The sequence below is a fragment of the Microbulbifer maximicatervae (SeqCode) genome, from assembly GCF_052467695.1.
The window spans coordinates 5,125,752-5,143,516 of the sequence record NZ_CP174320.1; the positions used below are offsets into that span (position 1 = coordinate 5,125,752).

The following is a 17,765-nucleotide window of genomic DNA, read 5'->3' on the forward strand; positions in this document are numbered from 1 at the left end:
GCGCCATCGACCCCAAAATGAACCGCCCCAGTCTTGCCATAACCACCCTGATCGCTCTGGTCTGTGCCTTAGCAGCCTGGGCCGATGTACAGTTTCCAGCGCTTTCCGGCCGGGTAGTAGATCAGGGAGAGTTGTTAAAGGCCGATGAGAGATACCAACTTACTGAGTTGATACAGCAGTATGAGCGCGACAGCGACAATCAGCTGGTTGTCGCCACCATCCCCGAGCTTCAGGGCATCACTATAGAGGAGTATGCCAACCAACTGGCACGCAAGTGGAAGCTAGGAAAAAAAGATAAGGACAATGGAGTGCTTTTCCTGATTGCGCCCAATGATAGAAAGGTCCGTATCGAAGTAGGTTACGGCCTGGAAGGAGCCCTAACCGATGCACTGGCGGCAAATATTATCCAAACCAAAGTACTGCCAGAGTTTCGCAATGGCGATTTTAGCGGCGGAATCAATGCAGGAGTTCGATCAATTATCGCCGCGACAAAAAATGAATATGTCGCTGAACCCGTAGAAACCAAAGAGGGACGCCGAATTGCTGTACTGGTCGGCGTATTCCTTCTGCTGGTCATGCTACACCTCTTCGGCAGTGCCGCACTGGGTTCACCTGTACAGAGCCGCATTTTTAAGCGGGGGCGCTACGGCGGCTACTATGGTGGAGGTGGATTTGGCGGAGGTCTATCCGGCGGCAGCTCTGGGGGCGGGTTTAGCGGGGGCGGCGGAGGTTTTGGCGGAGGGGGCGCATCGGGAGGATGGTAATGCTCACCAATACTTATCAACGCCAGGTAGCAGAGGCAATCAAGGAAGTAGAGTCCCGCACCGACGCTGAAGTCATGGCTGTGGTCGCCAAGGAAGCCGACAACTACCTTTATATCTCTACTCTATGGGCCGCATTCCTAACACTGTTAGTCTCCCCTCTGATCGAATTCCTGCCGTTCTGGATCAACCTCCAACAGGCGGTGATGCTTCAGTGGATTTTATTTATTGTCCTGGCAGTAATATTCCGCTGGCGCCCCATCACCATGCGCCTGGTACCAAAGAAAATAAAATTCTGGCGAGCTTCAAATTTAGCCCGCAGGCAATTTCTGGAGCAGGATTTACACGCAACCAAGGACCGACTCGGGCTACTGATATTTGTTTCAGAAGCCGAACACTATGTAGAAATACTGGCCGACAGAGGCATTGCCCAACACATCACCAATGACAACTGGCAGAGAGTAGTTGAAAATTTTGTGCAACAAATCAAGCGGGGAAAAGCTGGAGAGGCATTACTGGCATGTATTGAGCAATGCGGAGATCTACTTCACGAAGCGATACCCACCAGCACCATTAAAGATGAACTGCCGAATCATCTAGTCGTCATCAATTAAATCCCCGTATCCCCCAAAACTGGCAACACCAACTTATTCAAGTTTCAAAACGAAACTCCACGCCATACCAACCTACCCTCATATTGTGACTTGAATCATCAACTAAGCTGCCTAAAGGCATAAAACCCATAAGTAAACTCTGTACAAGAAGATGATTCCGACTAAAACCCTATTGCAGCTTTTCAGTATTACTCTTCTGTTACTGGCATCTGGATTCAGTGCCGCTCTCTGGTCTCAAGAACTACAAAAGAAAAATACGACTTCGACAATCGGGGACGGTAACTTCCCGGGCACTCGTATAGCCTCCCCTCGCCCAAAGCAAGCCACGACCCGCTTCCTGCCAGCATTGGGTAACAGTGATAAATTAACATTTCATGTCGAGCATCAGTGCAGCAACCACATTGGCGATCTCGACGCCCTCAGAATGGAATGGGCCATCAGTAACCGGCAAGTGAATTTTCCGACTTGGGACCCCAGCAGTACCAAGCCGGAGTCCGAAAAGTTACCAGCTGCCCCCACTGAGGTTGTATTCGTACCTACTATTTATGGCGGAAAAGTAATTTATACAAAGCTGACTGGGAAAATCTATATGGAAGTCAATATAGCCTTCGGTACTGATCTTGAAGTACCAGACTAAATTAACCCCCCTTCAAAAACGAATAATGTGCAACTGATCAACTCTGCTCAAGCAACACATGACTCCCAAAGCGAAATTTTATTTATCATTCAACAAAATACTTATCAGCCTGGCCCTGATATTATTCAACAGTACATTATCAACAACCAGCAAGGCTGATTTCATCAGTTTAAGTGGCGCTGAGACCGCCAACAATATTGCGGAGATCGATATACAAAAAAATATCCTAAACATTAGATTCGAGATATCAGCAAGCGATGCCAAACTATTTTGGCCAGGAATTGATGATACACCAGACATTTATCGACTGGCACAATCGGCAAAAACCCAACAATCTTTCGACTTTCAAGTACTCTCTGGAAATAAGAGCATTAAGCCCAAACTCATCTCAATTCGAGTAGCCCAGAGAAAACCTAGAATTTCCCCTTTTGCTGGGCAAACCGATCCCCGCACCGGCATAAAAATGCCGGATTTCCCGACAGATAAAAAGATTCTTTTAACTCAGCTGAAATATCCAATCGGTGGACTTTCAGTCCTGCAACTAACCCCCCCCATCGGTAGTGATAAGCTGGCATCCGTGACAATTGGCTTTACCAGTCGCCACGGGCAAACACCTATCAGCGGCTTTCACTACCTATCCCAAGCTGAACCACTCATTATCGACTGGAAAGACCCATGGAATACACATTTTAAGAACACCAATATTAGTCGGCATAATCGCTACCCTCTAATGTCTTTCCTCTACGTAGAGCCCCGCCAGATACGTCATGAGATACTCGTTCGCACCAAGGACTTACTGGAGTGGACTAATCACCCTTTCGATGCCTGGCAACCATTAACACCAGAAAGTAAGGCCTTCCTGCACCACACGGTACGCAGCTATCTAAATAATAAAAATCCAACTTCTATTGATCAGTCGCCCTCACAGCCGAATAGCATTGAGACTGTTTTTCTCCGCGCAAATAACAGCGGGTACTCACAGATTTCAGAGAATGACACTATTGAAATGGGCTCAGTGATGATTGGCTACCGGGAAAAATTTTCCATCGATGCACTGCCTCAGAGTGTTACCGTAGACTGGAATCTATTTACCGATACGATCAACTCCGTTCCCACCCTAATTCAGGACCCCACAGGCCCATTCCCCACCCATGTAATTCCCTCATTTCCTGATATTCAGTGGCACAACTACCTATACGATTACCGACCTCCAAATAGCGATCCACTTGTAATAGAACCCCCCAGCCTGGCGGTCCCTATGGCAATCCTATTTTCATTTCTTATTATTACGATAATTGTATTGACGCTATCCACAAAACACTCACTTATAGGCCGCAAGGGTTCAACTATTCTCTATACCGCCATAATAATCTCAGCTGTCGCTTTGTACCTCAATCTTCCAGAAGAATACCAGGTAAACCTCCCAGGAACCGCTAAAAAACGAGACTTGGGCCAAGTAACAGAACAGCTACTGTTAAAAGTTGCAGCCGCATTTAAAGAGCCTCTACCGATCAATCTTGAATTAAAGCTAAAAAACCTGATTACCAAGGAAGGATTCGAAAGTACCTATTCAAATCTGGCACAAATTTATCGCCCCCAAACAACGAGTGGTGGCTTGGGATCAATCAGTGCTATTACAAATCTTAAAGTCGAGTACTCCAGCCAAATTAACCTGAATGGCAACAAAGGGTTCCGGTTGATTACAAGTTGGCAGGCGGTAGTAGAGGATCGAAGCTGGGGACACTTTGAACAAAGACCGCAAGAGACCCGGGCCAATATCGCAATTATCCAGTCTGATAACCACTGGAAAATTGCTGGATTTACGCCCCTATCCGTACGGTAAGAAAAAAATAGAGAAATAGTTTGAGCCATGAAAAACAGCACACTCAAGTTGCCCGCAATGATCGCTCTATACCTCCTCATATCCAGCCTCAGCGGGCAAGCACAAGCGCACTTTCTTCTTAACTTCAATGTACGGATTTTCCATATAGAGCACACAGCCAGTGGTGCCAACCTATATATGAGAATGCCTATGCCCTATTTACTGGCAGATAAAACAAAAAAGGGTCGCGACCCCTATACTGGCAAACTCCCACAACCCGCGCCCTATACCAAAAACTCATTGGATCAAGGCGGCTTGGTCCATTATGTGGATTTTCAGCAGCTGGAGCTAGCGCCTCTAGGACTCGGTAATATTGCAGAGAGAGCCACTCTTCTCCGCAATACTGACAAGCAGATAAAAGGCGATGTAAAAGCCGTGCGCCTGTATCGGATAGGAAATGAACCAGGTTTTGCAACGCTGGAGGAGGCACAGCAGGCATTTTTGCACCAATACTTACCTGAAGATACCAATCAAAGGTTATATGTGGGTGACACCTTGGTTGATATTCAGATCTTCTACCCTCTGGAAGCTCCCCTTGGAGAATACCAACTATCCAGCTCTCTTAACCCCGGCCTCCCCAACCAGGAAGACACCGCCAACCTGGTACTGGATTACAACCCAGGTAAGACCCAGGTCTTTCGCTCACGCGGTCTTATGCAAGAGCCACTATTGATTACCCACTCCTCAATAGACGCTGTGAAGACTTTTCTGGCGGAGGGCATCGCCCATATCCTGAAGGGGCTGGACCACGTGTTGTTTGTACTCTGCTTAAGCCTCGGTGCACTCAGCCTACCCCTACTCTTGTGGCGCGCTACCGGCTTTACCATCGGTCACAGTATCACCCTCTCAGCCGGATTCTTTGGCTTTGTTCCCACTGCCAGCTGGTTCGTACCGGTGGTAGAAACCGGTATCGCCCTATCCATAATCTATATGGCCTGGATATCACTACACCGGGAAGACACTAAGATCACAGGGAGCGAAAGTACAATTTTTATCGGCACCTGTATGCTCGGCCTGCTCCATGGCCTGGGTTTTTCATTTGTATTACATGAAATACTCCAAGTTGATTCCCCGAATATCTGGCAAAGCCTCTTGGCCTTCAATCTGGGGGTAGAAGCCGGACAAGTAATCATAATTCTTGCCATATGGCCCCTTACCTATTTGGCCAGGCTGTGGAAAAAGGAATGGGAAATCCGGATACGCTATTCTGTTGCTGGACTCTGCAGCGCAATTGCTTTTATTTGGACATTAGATAGAGGATATGAACTTGTTTCAGCAATCTTCTGAACAGGAGAATGAGTTTTCTCTCTGGCTATTACACTCGAGAAAATACACCTAAAAATGTCTTGTATTCTCAAGCTCCAGAGGCAAAACTCACTCCAAAATTAACCTCCCTGTCACTACACACGCAATAGTGAATGAAAATACAAAGCGCAATAAATCAGGACGTTAAATAATTTAAGATCCAAACCCCTTGGGATGCTGCTTCCCGGCGTCATCTATTACTTCCCAAGAAGCCTTTGAGTCAACCCATAAATGATGAACCACTTTTAGGTTTTCGTTACCATCCACCAAGCTTCCTGCAGGAATGTAAGTATTTAAAGAATCATTCTCTCCGGGCAGAGTCGAACCGCAAGTAGCGCAAAAATTTGTATGCCAATCATGCCCAGGCTTAGACCAATACTTAAGGTTCTCCTTACCTTTAACCCAACTAAACTTCTCGGTAGGCACGATAGCTACAGTAATAGAGCCACTCCCTGTGGAGCGACGGCAGATTGAGCAGTGGCACATATATAAATCTGTGAGGGATTCTTGTATCTCATAAGCTATCTCTCCACAATTGCATTCACCTTTAGTCAAAAAGACACTCCTTTTTTAGTAATATAAAGATACAAAGCCCACATATCTGAGACATCTATATCACCTTGTATAGATTTTAACCGATCATAGAGCCCCAAAAGAACATCTACTCGCACTGAACAATCTCGCCAGCTAATTTTAACTCCGGTATTAGCTATCTGTTCTACAACAAATGTCTCAGGCTGAACTTCCGCTCCAAGTAGATAAAAGGTTACCAGAAAGAACTGGCTTTTGTGGTGCGCATATCTATTAGCACAAACCTTTATCTAACCTGATTTCTCTCATCATTGATTCAAGTTTTCGGCAGCAAGTGGCTAATAGAGGCTGAGTTGAGCAATATATAAAAGTGAGCACCCGCACACTTAGTGTGGTGCTCACTTTCTCACTTGGTGAAAGGATTCTATACAACTTAACAGGTTGCTGCGGGATCAACCGGGGCTTCATATATCGTAAAGACCGGAAATATCATTAAAGAATTTAAATTTAGCAATATGATGATAGATACAGAGAACTAGGCGTAGCTTAGTGTAAATTTTATTTAGGCCTAAGGATCTCAATAAACTTCGCATCTACCCACATTATTTCAAAATTCGGTGGAGTACAGCGCCGGCAGTAGAAAAGGTATTTCCCATCGGGCGTTACATATCCACCACCATCTTCCCCCTCTGTATTGATCTTATCACCGAAGTTAATAGCCGCACCCCATGAGCCATCTTGTTGGCGAAAGCTGATGTACATATCGCTATCACCATATCCACCGTCTCTTTCACTATCCCAGATAATATAGGACTCATCAGGGGCAATAAACGGGTGAGCAGTCCATTTACCTGTATTTATCTGCTTTCCAAAAGGTTTTGGCACTTCACGCTTACCATCTAACAGACGCGAATAGCGAAGAATACCATCTCCATTTGAACCTACTTCATCAAATACAAAGGTTCCATTTGCAGAAGCCGTAAGGCGCATGATACGAAAGTCTTCAAATAGTGGCCCCAGGCTTTTAGGTTCTGACCAACCATTGTCAGTGCGCTCTCTATATCGATTTCTAGAATACATTGTTTGACCATCAGGTGAGATAGAGCCACCCCAGGCCACTTCCGATTCATACCAACGATTACCCTCAAGCTTGAATGCAACTTTCGAAGACTTGCCACTTTGGTGATATCTTCTTGTAACGTAGTACTCTTTCATATCAGGCGTGAAGTAACCACCCCAATCCCGATACTCTTTCGAGGGACTAGGGGCGAATAACTTTGGAGTTAACCCAGGAGGTTCCTGTCCAAGATAGGGTCCTTCAAGAACTGTAAGTGTATCCTGACTATAACTGTTAACACTCAGGGTTAACAGTGAGAGTAGAACCATTGAAATACAAAGGTGCCTCATGACATATCCTTGCTTAAACATGAAGTAATAAGCAACCAATGTATCTATTCAGGCTTTATAACACCTGACGTCCATATGAATTTTGCCTGATTCTTGTGAGAAAAGGTGTGATCCGCCAACTATTTGTATGAAATATACTCAAAAGTGGCTCTGCACCGAGGGTTCGAACCTCCCTTTTGTCTTCCATTTATACTGACCTTGCGGCTCATCTCGTATTGCCAATCCGCCCCCCAATTACAGAGAGAGTTATCGGGACACGACAATCTTGAACCTACATAAATACACCTCAGATATTCACCTATTCGACGTAAGTTAATCTACAAGTTTGTCCAGAAGAAATAGATGAAGGTGGGAACTGTAGAGTAACGAATACTATTTTCTATTCTCAACCGTATGATCAATCTTCATTCTGGGGGATGAAGATTGAGCGATACTATAGCAACAATTACTACTGCACTTTCACAAGATAGATATCAATAAGGAGTGTGCAGCTCAATTAAATACTATATTTGATACACACTTCCTTATATATTTACCTGTTAAAGTTTAGATATCCTCAAGTATATTGATTGTCTTTAGGTGGCTCCAATTAAAATAGATCGATTTATTCTAAGTTATAGACAGTTAACACCAAGTTCTTTAACCGTTTTCAACCAGGAGTCCTGTTGATTCTTATCAGACATAATCATTGAACCAAATAAACTAACCTCTGCTTTCGAGAAGCCGCAATATTGAAGAGTAAATCGATCAAGCTGCTCTAATACTGGCTTTGCTTGTTCTTCTAAATATTCTGTAGGGGCATCCATTGTCAAAATTATTCTTGATGTTTTGCCTTTAAGAAGCTGTATCGGTTCTGCACTACCACTCTCAAATTTAAAGGTAATTCCGGGAAGAAAAGATCGATCAATCAAGCCTTTGAGCTTTCCAGGCAATCCGCCCCACCAAATAGGCGACACCACAACAATATGCTGTGCCCATTTAAGAGCCTCTTGAAATTCAGATAGACAATCCTCCAATACTTGATAATCATCGTACCCAAACTCTAAATTCGAATTGAAGTCCATTTCCGACAGGTTATATCGCCGAACATTAGCCTGTCTCTTTGCTTCAGACTCATAGACATCGCTCAACTGCTTAACAAAACTGTTCTTCTTTGGATTGCCATTTAAAAGTAGGATATTTTTCATCTCGTCATACTATTGCTTAAAGACATGATGAAAAGTCTACCGTCTCCCCTTAAGGGGAGGGTCAAGGCTTTTATGACAGGAATCTATAGACGCAATACATTGATCAACTTTATCAGCTTTATTAGAAAGTGATTCCAATTCAGCCTCAATTTTCCTTTTTACTTTCTTCAGAAAGATGCTGATTCGAGCCCAATCAACCTCTCCATTATTGTACCGAATAACATCCTTCAACTCAGCCAGAGTCACTCCAAGTGTTTTAGCTTCTGAAATCAAAGTAAGAATTTCAACATCTTCTGCCGTGTAGACTCTATATCTGCCCTGCCTTTTAGGGGGGGCAATGAGGCCTTTTTCCTCATAAAATCTTATCGCTTTTACAGTAAGATTCGCCCTTTTTGACACCTCTCCTATAAACATACAGACCTCCTACCTATGCTCAATTTCCCATTGAGATTACAGCCTATGAAAAATATTCATCACACGAAAGGACCCATCCATAAGTTTGGGTCTTCGCCAGCCCTTACGGGCACCTAGTAGAAACCCATAAGAGCTGGAACTCACTTCCTGCATTTTCATGCTTTTGGCACAAACATTACGTTGAAGAAAGTAAATACGCAATACCGCAAATTAAGAAGAAAAGGCCATCTGGTTTCCTGTGATCAATTCAGACGGGGAAACCTATCTACGTAAATAAACTACTATTAATGGCAGTAACACCCCCTATGCCGCCTCATACGCATCTAGCAGGTATGACTAGTTCTAGACTATCTCTTAATTGATTTTCAATGGCAGTGAGCAATGTCTATTCAAAGGAAGCTTAGAGACTGGTAGATTTTAATCGTAGGTACTCTACTGCATACCAAAAAGCCCTAGCTAAGTAAGTCTGGAGTTGTACCGCTCGCTTTAAGCATGTGGCCTATCCCCATGTCTTTCTGTTTCAGGTTAACAAATAGCTTTGAAGTAAAAACACCAAAGGGCATTTGAGCCACACCTGTCTCTGTACCGGTGGGCGTAACAATGGCATAGCTAGGTGTTTTGTAAGGCTTAGCCTTTTTACCTTTAGCTTGATTAATGATGGCGCTCGCTAAGAGGCTTCCTTGAACGTTTGCCGCATAGCCATGCTTGTTTTCATCCAAAGAAGAGCAATCACCTATCGCATAAAGGTTAGAATAACCCCTAACCCGCATGTATTCGTCTACTTTAATTAATCCCTTCTCATCTAACACACAGGCTAATTCCTTTTTTAGAAATTCGGTATTTGGCAGCATACCGGTACATTCATAAACCAAGTCTGCCTCGAAGATTTCCTGAGTATCTAATGAACGGTAGATAGCACCCTCCTTAATTAGCCGAGTATTGAGGTGTACGCTAACCCCCTTAGCCTCAAGCTGTTCTAGCGCCTTGTTCTGGGCTTTAGGCTTAAGATGGCCGAGCAGTACATCTTTAGAATGGACTAACGTCACGGATTTATTGGGATAAGCGCTGCTAATTTCCCCTGCTAGCTCCACGCCAACGGTACCCCCTCCTACAATCAAAACTGACTGAGATTTCGCCAGTATTTTTTGCTCATTCCGCATTTCTTGCTCACGCTCGGAAATTGTATAAGCTGATGTAGATTTAGCTATCGGCAAGGTTGGGTAGCGACTGCCTGTCGCGATAACTGCCTGCTTAAAGTGGATCTCTAATCCATTCGATGACTTTGCTATCCGGTCATCCATGGAAACCACATCTGCTTGAACAAAATCGCTCTGAATAAAGTCACGATAATATTTACGTGGATTAGCAGTCAGTAAGTTAGGCGCTATCGCATTACGTAATGTGGCAAAGGTCACTTCAAAATGGTCCTTTCGGTCAACCAATACCACCTGCATACCCTGCTTAGCTAACTTTTGGGCCACAGAAACACCAGCAAAGCCTCCACCAACGATTAACACGTCTGTCCGTTTGATCATAACTCGCCTCAATATCGTTCAGCTGTTTGGATAAAGCGCGACCGCTCGCAATGCCTCACGAACAGGTCACTTCTTGATAAGGAGATAAGGATAAAGTTAGACTTAAGCTAATGATATTAACTATAATCTAAGTTCTTGTTAGCTTTTACCTAACAAGTTGGTTTAGCTGATATCGGGTGATGATACTGCGCAGGCATGAAGTAAAAAGGTGCACGCAGATTCCCAGCTTCTGTTGGTAGAAGAAAAACAAATAACTGGTTTACGTAAAAGCTGCTCATTCAAAATGATCAGCGGTGTTGATGTTGTCCAGTTTGCAAGCACTGGCAAATGGTATCAAGTGCAGATTACTCATGTTGTCAGCACAACAAAAAAAGATGCTTCATAAAAGAAAGCCAGTTAATGGCTATTTTCAGTTTAAGATCCTCAAATATGCTGCATCAGAAACTTACCTATATTTTCTCTAAACTCACGCCACTATGACTTTGGAACAATTACGATATTTAAAGGCAATAGTTGAAGGGGGCTCGCTAAAAGCTGCTGCTCAGACACTTCACCGAACACAACCCACTATAAGCGCCGCCATCAAAAAATTAGAAGCAGACCTCAATCTACAACTGTTTGATCGAGACCAATACAGGAGCACACTCACAGCTGAAGGCAAGGCCCTGTATGAGCAATCCAAACACGTATTAGCTGAAGTCTATTCGTTTGAGAACTTAGCAAAACAGTTAGTCGCAGGAGAAGAACTGGCAGTGGGTATTGCATTTACTTCCGCTATACCAATTAGCCCGATTCTCAATACAATCCGCCAGTGTAAAGTTGAATATCCAAGAACACGCCTGGAGGTTTACTCCGAAAATGGCCTTGGGCCACTGGACCTATTGGAGGCTGGCCAGGTTTCCTTAGCTATTATTCCGTGGATAGAAACCCACGACCAGCTTGAGTCTATTCAACTGATGAATATGAAATTCGTTTCTGTGATCGCTGGCAACTCTCCCCTACTTACCCAATACGAGGAAATCCCAAGGCAGATTATGCTACACCATCCCCAGGTGATCATCAGTGGTAGGAAGTCATCCACTAAAACCTACGGGGTGCTTGAAGGGGGCGATCAATGGAGAGTTAACGACTTTCAGACTAAAAAAGATATTATTCTTCAAGGTATGGGTTGGGGCACGTTACCAGAACATATGATAAAAGCGGAGCTTGAACAGGGTTTATTGGCGCCCATAGCAGTTGAAGGAATACCAAAACCACAAGAACTGGAAGTGCGAGTGGTTAGGCAAGCTTCTAATCCAATGGGGCCAGTAGCAAGTTACCTTTGGCAATTGTTCCTAAACCTTCAGGGCCTTCATTAAAAAAACACTTACTATGTTTCTACTACAATTTTCCAGATTCTTTATGTTAAATGCATAGCTTCTAAGAACTCGAACCTGACCTACCAGCTGCCTGTATTTTTCGGGAGAAACTCTTTGGCTGAGTTTCCTCACACTAGCACATAGGTAAATAAAAGGCGCTTAAATTATCCTGTTGGGATCAATTAAGTTTGTTTCTATATCAAAGATGCGTAAAATCGATAGATCTCTATTAGTGTTTTGTTATTTTTGGTTGGGCTTGATTTGGCTTCTCACCTAAGGAGAAGTACCACAATTTCCTAAACGATCTATTTCTTCAAGAGGAGAACGGTAGCGAGATATAAGAATAAGTAAAAGGCGCTGACCCAAGGTGCTACCAACACCCGGGGCCAGCTAACCAAATTGATACCTTCAATATCAAAATGGCTATATGCATCATACGCTAGATACCCGCTCGTCTTCAATAAAGTGGTGTACATTCAGCAGCTTGAGACGTGTCCCCAAGCTCTGGGAGCGTTGCGCTCGCCTTTTCTTCTTCTATGCTTATCGTTCTCGTGCGCCCCCTCTTCTAGCCGCTTCTTTCAATACTCCCCCAAGAGAACGCTCTTTCTTGTAGCCTATATCAGTAGGAAATGAATATGTTGATATTGAAACGCCGAATAGGTGAAAACCTACGAATCGGCACCAAAGTTTCGGTTAAGGTATTAGAGGTTAAAGGCAATCAAGTGAAGGTGGGGATATATGCCCCCAAGTCGATACCCATTCATCGAGAAGAAATATATAGGCGCATCCAAAAGGAATAGATGGTGAACTTCCGAAGCCGTTGAGAAGCAAGTGTTCGGTCTTCCCAGCGGCTTTTCAATTAGTTTATGACCTTTGGAAAGGCCTCGATTAGCTAAATACTTGCACAAACTAACCAACAACAACTGTCTCTATGTGATATTTTTCAAACTCCAATACGAACTGCATTCAACTGAAACCTTTACAGATGGGGTCGTTGAAGGGCGTATTACATACTATCTGCTTGTATTTAGCATAAGCTTCTGCATTATAATTTCTGGATTGGGGATTCATAAAGCCATGAAGGTAAGTGGAATGATGAACCTCCACTTGCTCTTTCTGCTTCAACGTCTGCATGACCTCTGATACAGAAAAGTGAGGCTCCATCGCCGGGAATATCAAGCGCGTAGGAAATATAGGATCAATTTTGACGTAATGGCGAACTTGTGAACTATAAAATAAAATTGCCCCTGAAACATTACTCAAAGCTTGATGATCAGATAACCTCCATATGGCCGATGCGCCAATACTAAAACCCACTAAATTCACATGACCAAATGATACGCTGATTCTCTCTGATAATTTTTCAACGTATTTATCGAGCCCAACCTTTGATGTAAAGTGTGAATACGCCTCAACTTCATAATCGAAATTCATCAATTCTGAATTATACGGATCAACTATCTCTACACTACCAGGAAGATCAGCTGCAAATCGCTCTAACGCTTTTGTACGACCAAAAATATCTGAAACCAAAACCCAAGCCATAGTTTATTTTTTTATATAACAAGAAAGAAACGATACACCGACCAGTTATAGTTTAATCTATGCATATTTATCGAGTTCGATACAGTATGTCGTAAAACATCGACCCAACAGCTCAGTTTTATGTACTATTTTGGATATTCTTTTCAAAGCTCTGTATTCTGGCCTACTGTCAAGCAAATGACACACTATTTCTTTATGCCCCAACTCCTTAGCCCAACCGATCATTGTTTTGAATACTGAGAGTCCAAAACCCCAAAACTGTTGAGATATAACAACAGCCATCTCATAGCCGCTATCATCAGGTTGAATACCACACCACCCAGCTAATACTCCACCGATGTAAATTAGTCGAACACGGCACCCAGGCAGGGAGTCTACTTCTAACTTAAACTTGATCCACTCATTAATACTCTGGACATCAAAGTATTCATGTTTAATTAAGTGCTCCCTAAGTGAATCCTCATTGAGTACAGCTAACAGCTTATCTCGCTTCACTTGGGTTAGCTCCTTAAACTCGATTCTACTCATATTAAAGTAATTTTGACCTTCTCGTTTTGGGGTGGCTTTAAAGACAAAATAGTTTTTGCCTGCTTTGTAAGTTACCCAAGAGTAATTGCGACCGAAAGGTAGGCGCCTATTCAATGGGGAAAGTTTCTTTATTTATTTGAGAAAAAGAATACAGCCGCAGTGCAAAAAAACACACAAATAGGACGTCAACTTCATCACTTTATTAGTCGCTACGGTTTGCTCTCTTGTACTTTTCCTGGTACTCGCGGCGCTGCTTAGTAACTTCATATAATACAATTCCAGAAGTTGTTCCGAGGTTCAGACTTTCAATCATTCCAAACATTGGAATGGATACGCAGAAAGCGCTATTTTCGACTGCAAGATCACTTATACCTCTAGATTCGTTACCAAACCAAACAGCCAGTTTTGGCTGAGTGTAATCAGCCTCATGCAATATAAAGTTGTCTTTTCCTTTTACATGGGGAGAGGTGACAATCGAGATAAATCTATTTTTTGCCAAATGATCCAGGCATTCCTCGGTACTATCAAAACGCTTTACGAAGCTCCATTTGATCGCAGAGACAGATGGTTTTGAGAGTGACTTTCTTTCTCTCATTTCCTGCCATTCATTGGGCAATAGGTTGCGTGGATCAACAATATACGTTTTTTCAACGCCTAACGCATTGACGTTTCTTATGACTGTTCCAATGTTCTTCATATCCATTGGGCACTCGAGAACAGCTATCAGATTTTTACAGCGATAGGGCTTAATTTCATCAGCTCTTTTTCGGGCACCATTTTTATCAATTTCCATATTCTCGAAGACCTTAGATAATTTGTTCACTACTAACATCGCAGTCAGACACAGCCTGGACTGTGTAAATACTAACAACAATAAGCGCAGCAACCTCACAAAATATGTATAATGCTATGTTAATGGCTGCATTACTTAATTAACTATTAAGCTACACCGACGCCCATAAACCGCCTATATAATTAAACGATATTATACCTAGCGCCAAATAATACAGGGTAGTGCCGATGGACAGTTGTACCCAATACTTTTCTCCACCCATCGATTTGCAGTGATAAAACCATACAGCCCCTATGGCTATCAATGGGCCAACAACTCCCCAAAAAATCCATGTAATTATTCCAGGAATAAACTGAACATTGATAGACACTATGTTCAGTATCGTATATAAAATTGTAAATAGTACAGATTTAGTCAAAGGATACTTAATTATTTCCACTCTCTACCTAGACATTTAAACTTGAGCATAGAGCACGCTGTCTAGCCACAACATCAGAAACAGCATGCGCCAGTTATAGGAAGTTAACTCCAAATAACCCATCCGATAGCCACTCCTAAAACCAAGCAGGAAGCTCCTATTTTAACCAGTAAGTTATGCTCTGCTCTATCTTCCATTATGGCGCCCTGAATGTACAAGTTAAGCGCTTTCTCTGCTTCATCTGAAGATGGAAATTCTTTATAGAAATTCAGTAAAGCGTTTTGAACTTTGGGTACCCACAAGGATGGATTATCCTCCTCAGGAGGATAATCTAATACAGCCAAAACATAAGGTGCCTGGGGCTCTACTAGCTTTCCTATTTTCTTAGCTTCATCGTAATACTGAGATATATCCATCGTTGTATCTACGTATACCATTTCAATTAGATGATACCTTTGCAGTCGATTGTACTACCTTGTTAGCACTAAAACTTCCACCAAGCCTTCCTTTTTGGCTTGGCCAAGGTAACACTTTCAATTGGAGTGCCCTCTGGCAAACCCTGAACTTTTTTATGAAATTGTCCTGATATTGAGAAGTGGACTTCGATATCAGTTATCTCAAAATTTTCTACGTCAATTTCACCACCAAGAAATAGAGGTATCTTAATGCTGTAAATCATATATTTAGAAAGTGACTTACCTGATTCAATCAAGCTACGTACAAATTTTGCCCCCATAAAACCGCTAACAAATTCAGAGTCTTGTAATTTTGAGAGAAACTCTTCTCCATCTTTTGCGATGAACTCGACTTGGCAAAGTGTAGTACTCAAAAACTCCACTTCATTGGTTTTTACGTTTTGAATAAACGCATCGCCAAGAGCGGTAATAACTATAGGTAACTTACCCTTACCAATAAGCCATTCCCAATCGGATAGAAGGTCTCCCTGGTTAATATGAGAAAAATTTACTGTTAAATCATTTAATGTCATGAGAATATTTTTACTAGTTAGCGCTTGCGAACCGGAGTGGAGATCAAAACTACGAAGCAGCGGATCATGGCCTACTCTGTTAGATCACCACTCCCTCATTTTTCCATCATTTGCCATATAACTATTGACCAAGCTTTCAGAAAGGCTTGCAACTCTCATAACCTCCTCCTCTGTCAGTTCTCTACCTAAATTTAATTTAAGCTGAGAAAATGCCTTCGAGTCTTCACAAATCACGTTTGGCATAGACGATATTGCTGCCCATTCAATTTCGTGACCTGGTATATTTGTAGTAGCCTCATATGCATCAACTACCCATCCACACCCCAATCGAATTGCAATTAACCCACTTTCGACAGCTCTTTTATCATCTTCTGGAGTTAGATTTTTTGGGTGAATATACACCCATTGGCGAACATCCTCGACAGCCTTTTTCTTTATCGCTTTTAATGCAGCCTCTCCACCGACTTTATACTGAAGGTACTCAAGAAGCCCCTCTACACATGAATAGGCTTCTGGTTAAAGCTGATCATACTGATCATCAATAATAAATTCACATTCATCAATTAGCTCTTTGAGCTGCTTTTTATCAAAATAATTTAATTCCGAGTAATCCTTAATATCTAGGACCGATGGAAGCTCCATATATACCCCTCAAATCTAACATTTATATAATAGCTATCCAAACCACTATTATCTTTACTACGGTTTCAAATGTAAATTCACTCCTCACATTTACTTTTAATTATGAAGCCGATAAGGTAAACACAAATGGGACCATAGAGCTAAATAAAAAATGCGTTCTATATGGCCACTATCACAAGCACCAAATAAATATCTAACTCTTTGATTTTAAACTTATGACTCTAATGAACTTAGTTTCTTCATAAACTGAATTCGCTCAACTACCACCGCCAAGTCGCCGCAATATACGGCCCATGCTGAGTAATATCATAAGCAAAACGCCCATCAGAGAGTCGATCGGAATAATCAATACTGTAATACTGATACCCAAAACGCAGTGAGGTTGTCTTCCAGGCGCGCCAGTCGAATCCGGCTAGTAGATTCCACTGTAAGTCATCACCCCCAGCGCCAAAGCCTCCCAGTTCCGTGCGTACAGCAACGGTTAGGCATTCAGTAATTCCGATTGCGCCTCGCGCAGATAGTGTAGGTTCCCACCAACTCTGTTTGCCTCCAAGGCGATTCCTAAATTCGGGCCTGGGGCCTATGTTAATTCCCGCTCGTGCTTTCACTTCCTGCTTTAATCGGTTCCAGCGCAAACCCGCTCCCACATCAACAAAGTACTTTCGCCCACTATTAGCCAGGTTCCCTTCTAAAATCCGGTAACCGGCTAGGGCATTTATCCAGCCCTGGCGAGCATCCACCTCAACATCAATATCTACATCGATATCCAGCTGTGGGTTTCGCGGCGGGGTTATGGTTGCTCCCTTGTCCAACCTGAGGTGCACATAGTAGAGATCCGCCACTACCCCAAAGCGCCCTTTCCAAGCTTCCAGGCGCACAGAAAATGCAGCGTTGAGGAGCTCCAGGGTTTTGCTTAAATCCAGGTCTATATCGACACTGGTGTCAGCAACAGTGGAAGTCCCTTTAGTGCGAAGCGGGAGGAAAAGGTAGGGAGTGGCGAGGAAGCGCCAGTCATCGGGATCTTTGGAAGTTAGGCTGGCAGCCGGTGCAGGCTCCGAACTTTGCGCAGCGGCGGTACAGGAGATAAAGCTACAGAGCGTTAGCGCCAATATTTGCCTTGCGCTTTTCTCTTTCGCCTGTCCCTGTGTCATAGCAGCAACCGCTCCAAATCATTCGAGGCCCGATAGAGCACCAATGAATAAGGATAGATAGAGCTGAGG

Annotated in this window: 20 protein-coding genes; 8 read left to right on the forward strand and 12 right to left on the reverse strand. The window is 43.2% G+C overall.

The features are described 5' to 3' along the window. Positions 1 to 17 precede the first annotated feature (17 nt). The 5 genes from ACJJI8_RS22515 (at position 18) to ACJJI8_RS22535 (ending at position 5,181) form a co-directional block, all read left to right on the forward strand. The gene (locus ACJJI8_RS22515) at positions 18 to 764 is read left to right on the forward strand and encodes a TPM domain-containing protein (protein ID WP_444933798.1); all 747 of its coding nucleotides are present in this window, start codon (positions 18 to 20) and stop codon (positions 762 to 764) included. After that, a complete protein-coding gene (locus ACJJI8_RS22520; RefSeq protein ID WP_444933799.1) occupies positions 764 to 1,375 on the forward strand; it encodes a TPM domain-containing protein in 612 nt (203 codons plus the stop codon). Before ACJJI8_RS22515 ends, ACJJI8_RS22520 begins: the two co-directional genes overlap by 1 nt. A 151-nt stretch (positions 1,376 to 1,526) precedes the next feature. Then, complete coding sequence (locus ACJJI8_RS22525; protein WP_444933800.1) at positions 1,527 to 2,012, forward strand: hypothetical protein; 486 nt, start codon at positions 1,527 to 1,529, stop codon at positions 2,010 to 2,012. 58 nt (positions 2,013 to 2,070) lie between these two features. Beyond that, on the forward strand, positions 2,071 to 3,855 hold the full coding sequence (locus tag ACJJI8_RS22530; protein ID WP_444933801.1) for a hypothetical protein: 1,785 nt from the start codon (positions 2,071 to 2,073) through the stop codon (positions 3,853 to 3,855). A 27-nt stretch (positions 3,856 to 3,882) separates the two neighbouring features. Then, on the forward strand, positions 3,883 to 5,181 hold the full coding sequence (locus ACJJI8_RS22535) for a HupE/UreJ family protein (protein ID WP_444933802.1): 1,299 nt from the start codon (positions 3,883 to 3,885) through the stop codon (positions 5,179 to 5,181). A gap of 171 nt (positions 5,182 to 5,352) precedes the next feature. On the opposite strand, the gene ACJJI8_RS22540 is transcribed toward ACJJI8_RS22535, so the two are convergent. From ACJJI8_RS22540 to ACJJI8_RS22560, 5 genes are all read right to left on the reverse strand, one after another. Then, a complete protein-coding gene (locus ACJJI8_RS22540; protein WP_444933803.1) occupies positions 5,353 to 5,754 on the reverse strand; it encodes a GFA family protein in 402 nt (133 codons plus the stop codon). Between the two features lie 534 nt (positions 5,755 to 6,288). Continuing rightward, entirely contained in the window at positions 6,289 to 7,137 is an 849-nt protein-coding gene (locus ACJJI8_RS22545; RefSeq protein ID WP_444933804.1) for a TolB-like translocation protein, read from the reverse strand. A gap of 614 nt (positions 7,138 to 7,751) precedes the next feature. Further along, entirely contained in the window at positions 7,752 to 8,324 is a 573-nt protein-coding gene (locus tag ACJJI8_RS22550) for an NAD(P)H-dependent oxidoreductase (RefSeq protein WP_444914341.1), read from the reverse strand. Between the two features lie 36 nt (positions 8,325 to 8,360). Beyond that, the gene (locus ACJJI8_RS22555) at positions 8,361 to 8,738 is read right to left on the reverse strand and encodes a MerR family transcriptional regulator (RefSeq protein ID WP_444933805.1); all 378 of its coding nucleotides are present in this window, start codon (positions 8,736 to 8,738) and stop codon (positions 8,361 to 8,363) included. A 452-nt stretch (positions 8,739 to 9,190) separates the two neighbouring features. Beyond that, complete coding sequence (locus tag ACJJI8_RS22560) at positions 9,191 to 10,273, reverse strand: NAD(P)/FAD-dependent oxidoreductase (RefSeq protein ID WP_444933806.1); 1,083 nt, start codon at positions 10,271 to 10,273, stop codon at positions 9,191 to 9,193. Between the two features lie 208 nt (positions 10,274 to 10,481). Here ACJJI8_RS22560 and ACJJI8_RS22565 point away from each other — a divergent pair, with 208 nt between their 5' ends. From ACJJI8_RS22565 to csrA, 3 genes are all read left to right on the forward strand, one after another. Next, positions 10,482 to 10,658 (forward strand): hypothetical protein, encoded by a 177-nt coding sequence (locus ACJJI8_RS22565; protein WP_444933807.1) that lies wholly within the window; start codon positions 10,482 to 10,484, stop codon positions 10,656 to 10,658. A gap of 91 nt (positions 10,659 to 10,749) precedes the next feature. After that, positions 10,750 to 11,631: a LysR family transcriptional regulator gene (locus tag ACJJI8_RS22570; protein WP_444933808.1), complete on the forward strand. Its 882-nt coding sequence runs from the start codon at positions 10,750 to 10,752 to the stop codon at positions 11,629 to 11,631. A 635-nt stretch (positions 11,632 to 12,266) separates the two neighbouring features. Further along, the gene (gene csrA, locus ACJJI8_RS22575; RefSeq protein ID WP_444933809.1) at positions 12,267 to 12,431 is read left to right on the forward strand and encodes a carbon storage regulator CsrA; all 165 of its coding nucleotides are present in this window, start codon (positions 12,267 to 12,269) and stop codon (positions 12,429 to 12,431) included. A gap of 166 nt (positions 12,432 to 12,597) precedes the next feature. Here the strand turns inward: csrA and ACJJI8_RS22580 are convergent, their stop codons facing one another. From ACJJI8_RS22580 to ACJJI8_RS22610, 7 genes are all read right to left on the reverse strand, one after another. After that, positions 12,598 to 13,176 carry a dienelactone hydrolase family protein gene (locus tag ACJJI8_RS22580; protein WP_444933810.1) on the reverse strand — a complete coding sequence of 193 codons (579 nt, stop codon included), beginning with the start codon at positions 13,174 to 13,176 and terminating at the stop codon, positions 12,598 to 12,600. A 57-nt stretch (positions 13,177 to 13,233) separates the two neighbouring features. Next, the gene (locus ACJJI8_RS22585) at positions 13,234 to 13,671 is read right to left on the reverse strand and encodes an N-acetyltransferase (RefSeq protein ID WP_444933811.1); all 438 of its coding nucleotides are present in this window, start codon (positions 13,669 to 13,671) and stop codon (positions 13,234 to 13,236) included. A 235-nt stretch (positions 13,672 to 13,906) separates the two neighbouring features. Then, positions 13,907 to 14,497 (reverse strand): TrmH family RNA methyltransferase, encoded by a 591-nt coding sequence (locus ACJJI8_RS22590; RefSeq protein WP_444896558.1) that lies wholly within the window; start codon positions 14,495 to 14,497, stop codon positions 13,907 to 13,909. 522 nt (positions 14,498 to 15,019) lie between these two features. Then, positions 15,020 to 15,331, reverse strand: a complete 312-nt coding sequence (locus tag ACJJI8_RS22595) for a hypothetical protein (protein WP_444933812.1) — start codon at positions 15,329 to 15,331, stop codon at positions 15,020 to 15,022. Positions 15,332 to 15,399: 68 nt separating this feature from the next. Then, positions 15,400 to 15,903, reverse strand: a complete 504-nt coding sequence (locus ACJJI8_RS22600) for a T6SS immunity protein Tdi1 domain-containing protein (protein WP_444933813.1) — start codon at positions 15,901 to 15,903, stop codon at positions 15,400 to 15,402. Positions 15,904 to 15,987: 84 nt separating this feature from the next. Then, positions 15,988 to 16,305 carry a hypothetical protein gene (locus ACJJI8_RS22605; protein WP_444933814.1) on the reverse strand — a complete coding sequence of 106 codons (318 nt, stop codon included), beginning with the start codon at positions 16,303 to 16,305 and terminating at the stop codon, positions 15,988 to 15,990. A 500-nt stretch (positions 16,306 to 16,805) separates the two neighbouring features. Continuing rightward, positions 16,806 to 17,696, reverse strand: coding sequence for a hypothetical protein (locus ACJJI8_RS22610; RefSeq protein WP_444933815.1), 891 nt, complete (start codon positions 17,694 to 17,696; stop codon positions 16,806 to 16,808). Positions 17,697 to 17,765: the final 69 nt, after the last annotated feature.

Coding starts and splice junctions, on each gene's coding strand:
- ACJJI8_RS22610 (WP_444933815.1), bottom strand. CDS start 17,696: ATGACACAGGGACAGGCGAAAGAGAAAAGCGCAAGGCAAATATTGGCG.
- ACJJI8_RS22600 (WP_444933813.1), bottom strand. CDS start 15,903: ATGACATTAAATGATTTAACAGTAAATTTTTCTCATATTAACCAGGGA.
- ACJJI8_RS22560 (WP_444933806.1), bottom strand. CDS start 10,273: ATGATCAAACGGACAGACGTGTTAATCGTTGGTGGAGGCTTTGCTGGT.
- csrA (WP_444933809.1), top strand. CDS start 12,267: ATGTTGATATTGAAACGCCGAATAGGTGAAAACCTACGAATCGGCACC.
- ACJJI8_RS22520 (WP_444933799.1), top strand. CDS start 764: ATGCTCACCAATACTTATCAACGCCAGGTAGCAGAGGCAATCAAGGAA.
- ACJJI8_RS22535 (WP_444933802.1), top strand. CDS start 3,883: ATGAAAAACAGCACACTCAAGTTGCCCGCAATGATCGCTCTATACCTC.
- ACJJI8_RS22545 (WP_444933804.1), bottom strand. CDS start 7,137: ATGAGGCACCTTTGTATTTCAATGGTTCTACTCTCACTGTTAACCCTG.
- ACJJI8_RS22515 (WP_444933798.1), top strand. CDS start 18: ATGAACCGCCCCAGTCTTGCCATAACCACCCTGATCGCTCTGGTCTGT.
- ACJJI8_RS22530 (WP_444933801.1), top strand. CDS start 2,071: ATGACTCCCAAAGCGAAATTTTATTTATCATTCAACAAAATACTTATC.
- ACJJI8_RS22550 (WP_444914341.1), bottom strand. CDS start 8,324: ATGAAAAATATCCTACTTTTAAATGGCAATCCAAAGAAGAACAGTTTT.
- ACJJI8_RS22555 (WP_444933805.1), bottom strand. CDS start 8,738: ATGTTTATAGGAGAGGTGTCAAAAAGGGCGAATCTTACTGTAAAAGCG.
- ACJJI8_RS22595 (WP_444933812.1), bottom strand. CDS start 15,331: ATGGATATATCTCAGTATTACGATGAAGCTAAGAAAATAGGAAAGCTA.
- ACJJI8_RS22590 (WP_444896558.1), bottom strand. CDS start 14,497: ATGGAAATTGATAAAAATGGTGCCCGAAAAAGAGCTGATGAAATTAAG.
- ACJJI8_RS22570 (WP_444933808.1), top strand. CDS start 10,750: ATGACTTTGGAACAATTACGATATTTAAAGGCAATAGTTGAAGGGGGC.
- ACJJI8_RS22580 (WP_444933810.1), bottom strand. CDS start 13,176: ATGGCTTGGGTTTTGGTTTCAGATATTTTTGGTCGTACAAAAGCGTTA.
- ACJJI8_RS22525 (WP_444933800.1), top strand. CDS start 1,527: ATGATTCCGACTAAAACCCTATTGCAGCTTTTCAGTATTACTCTTCTG.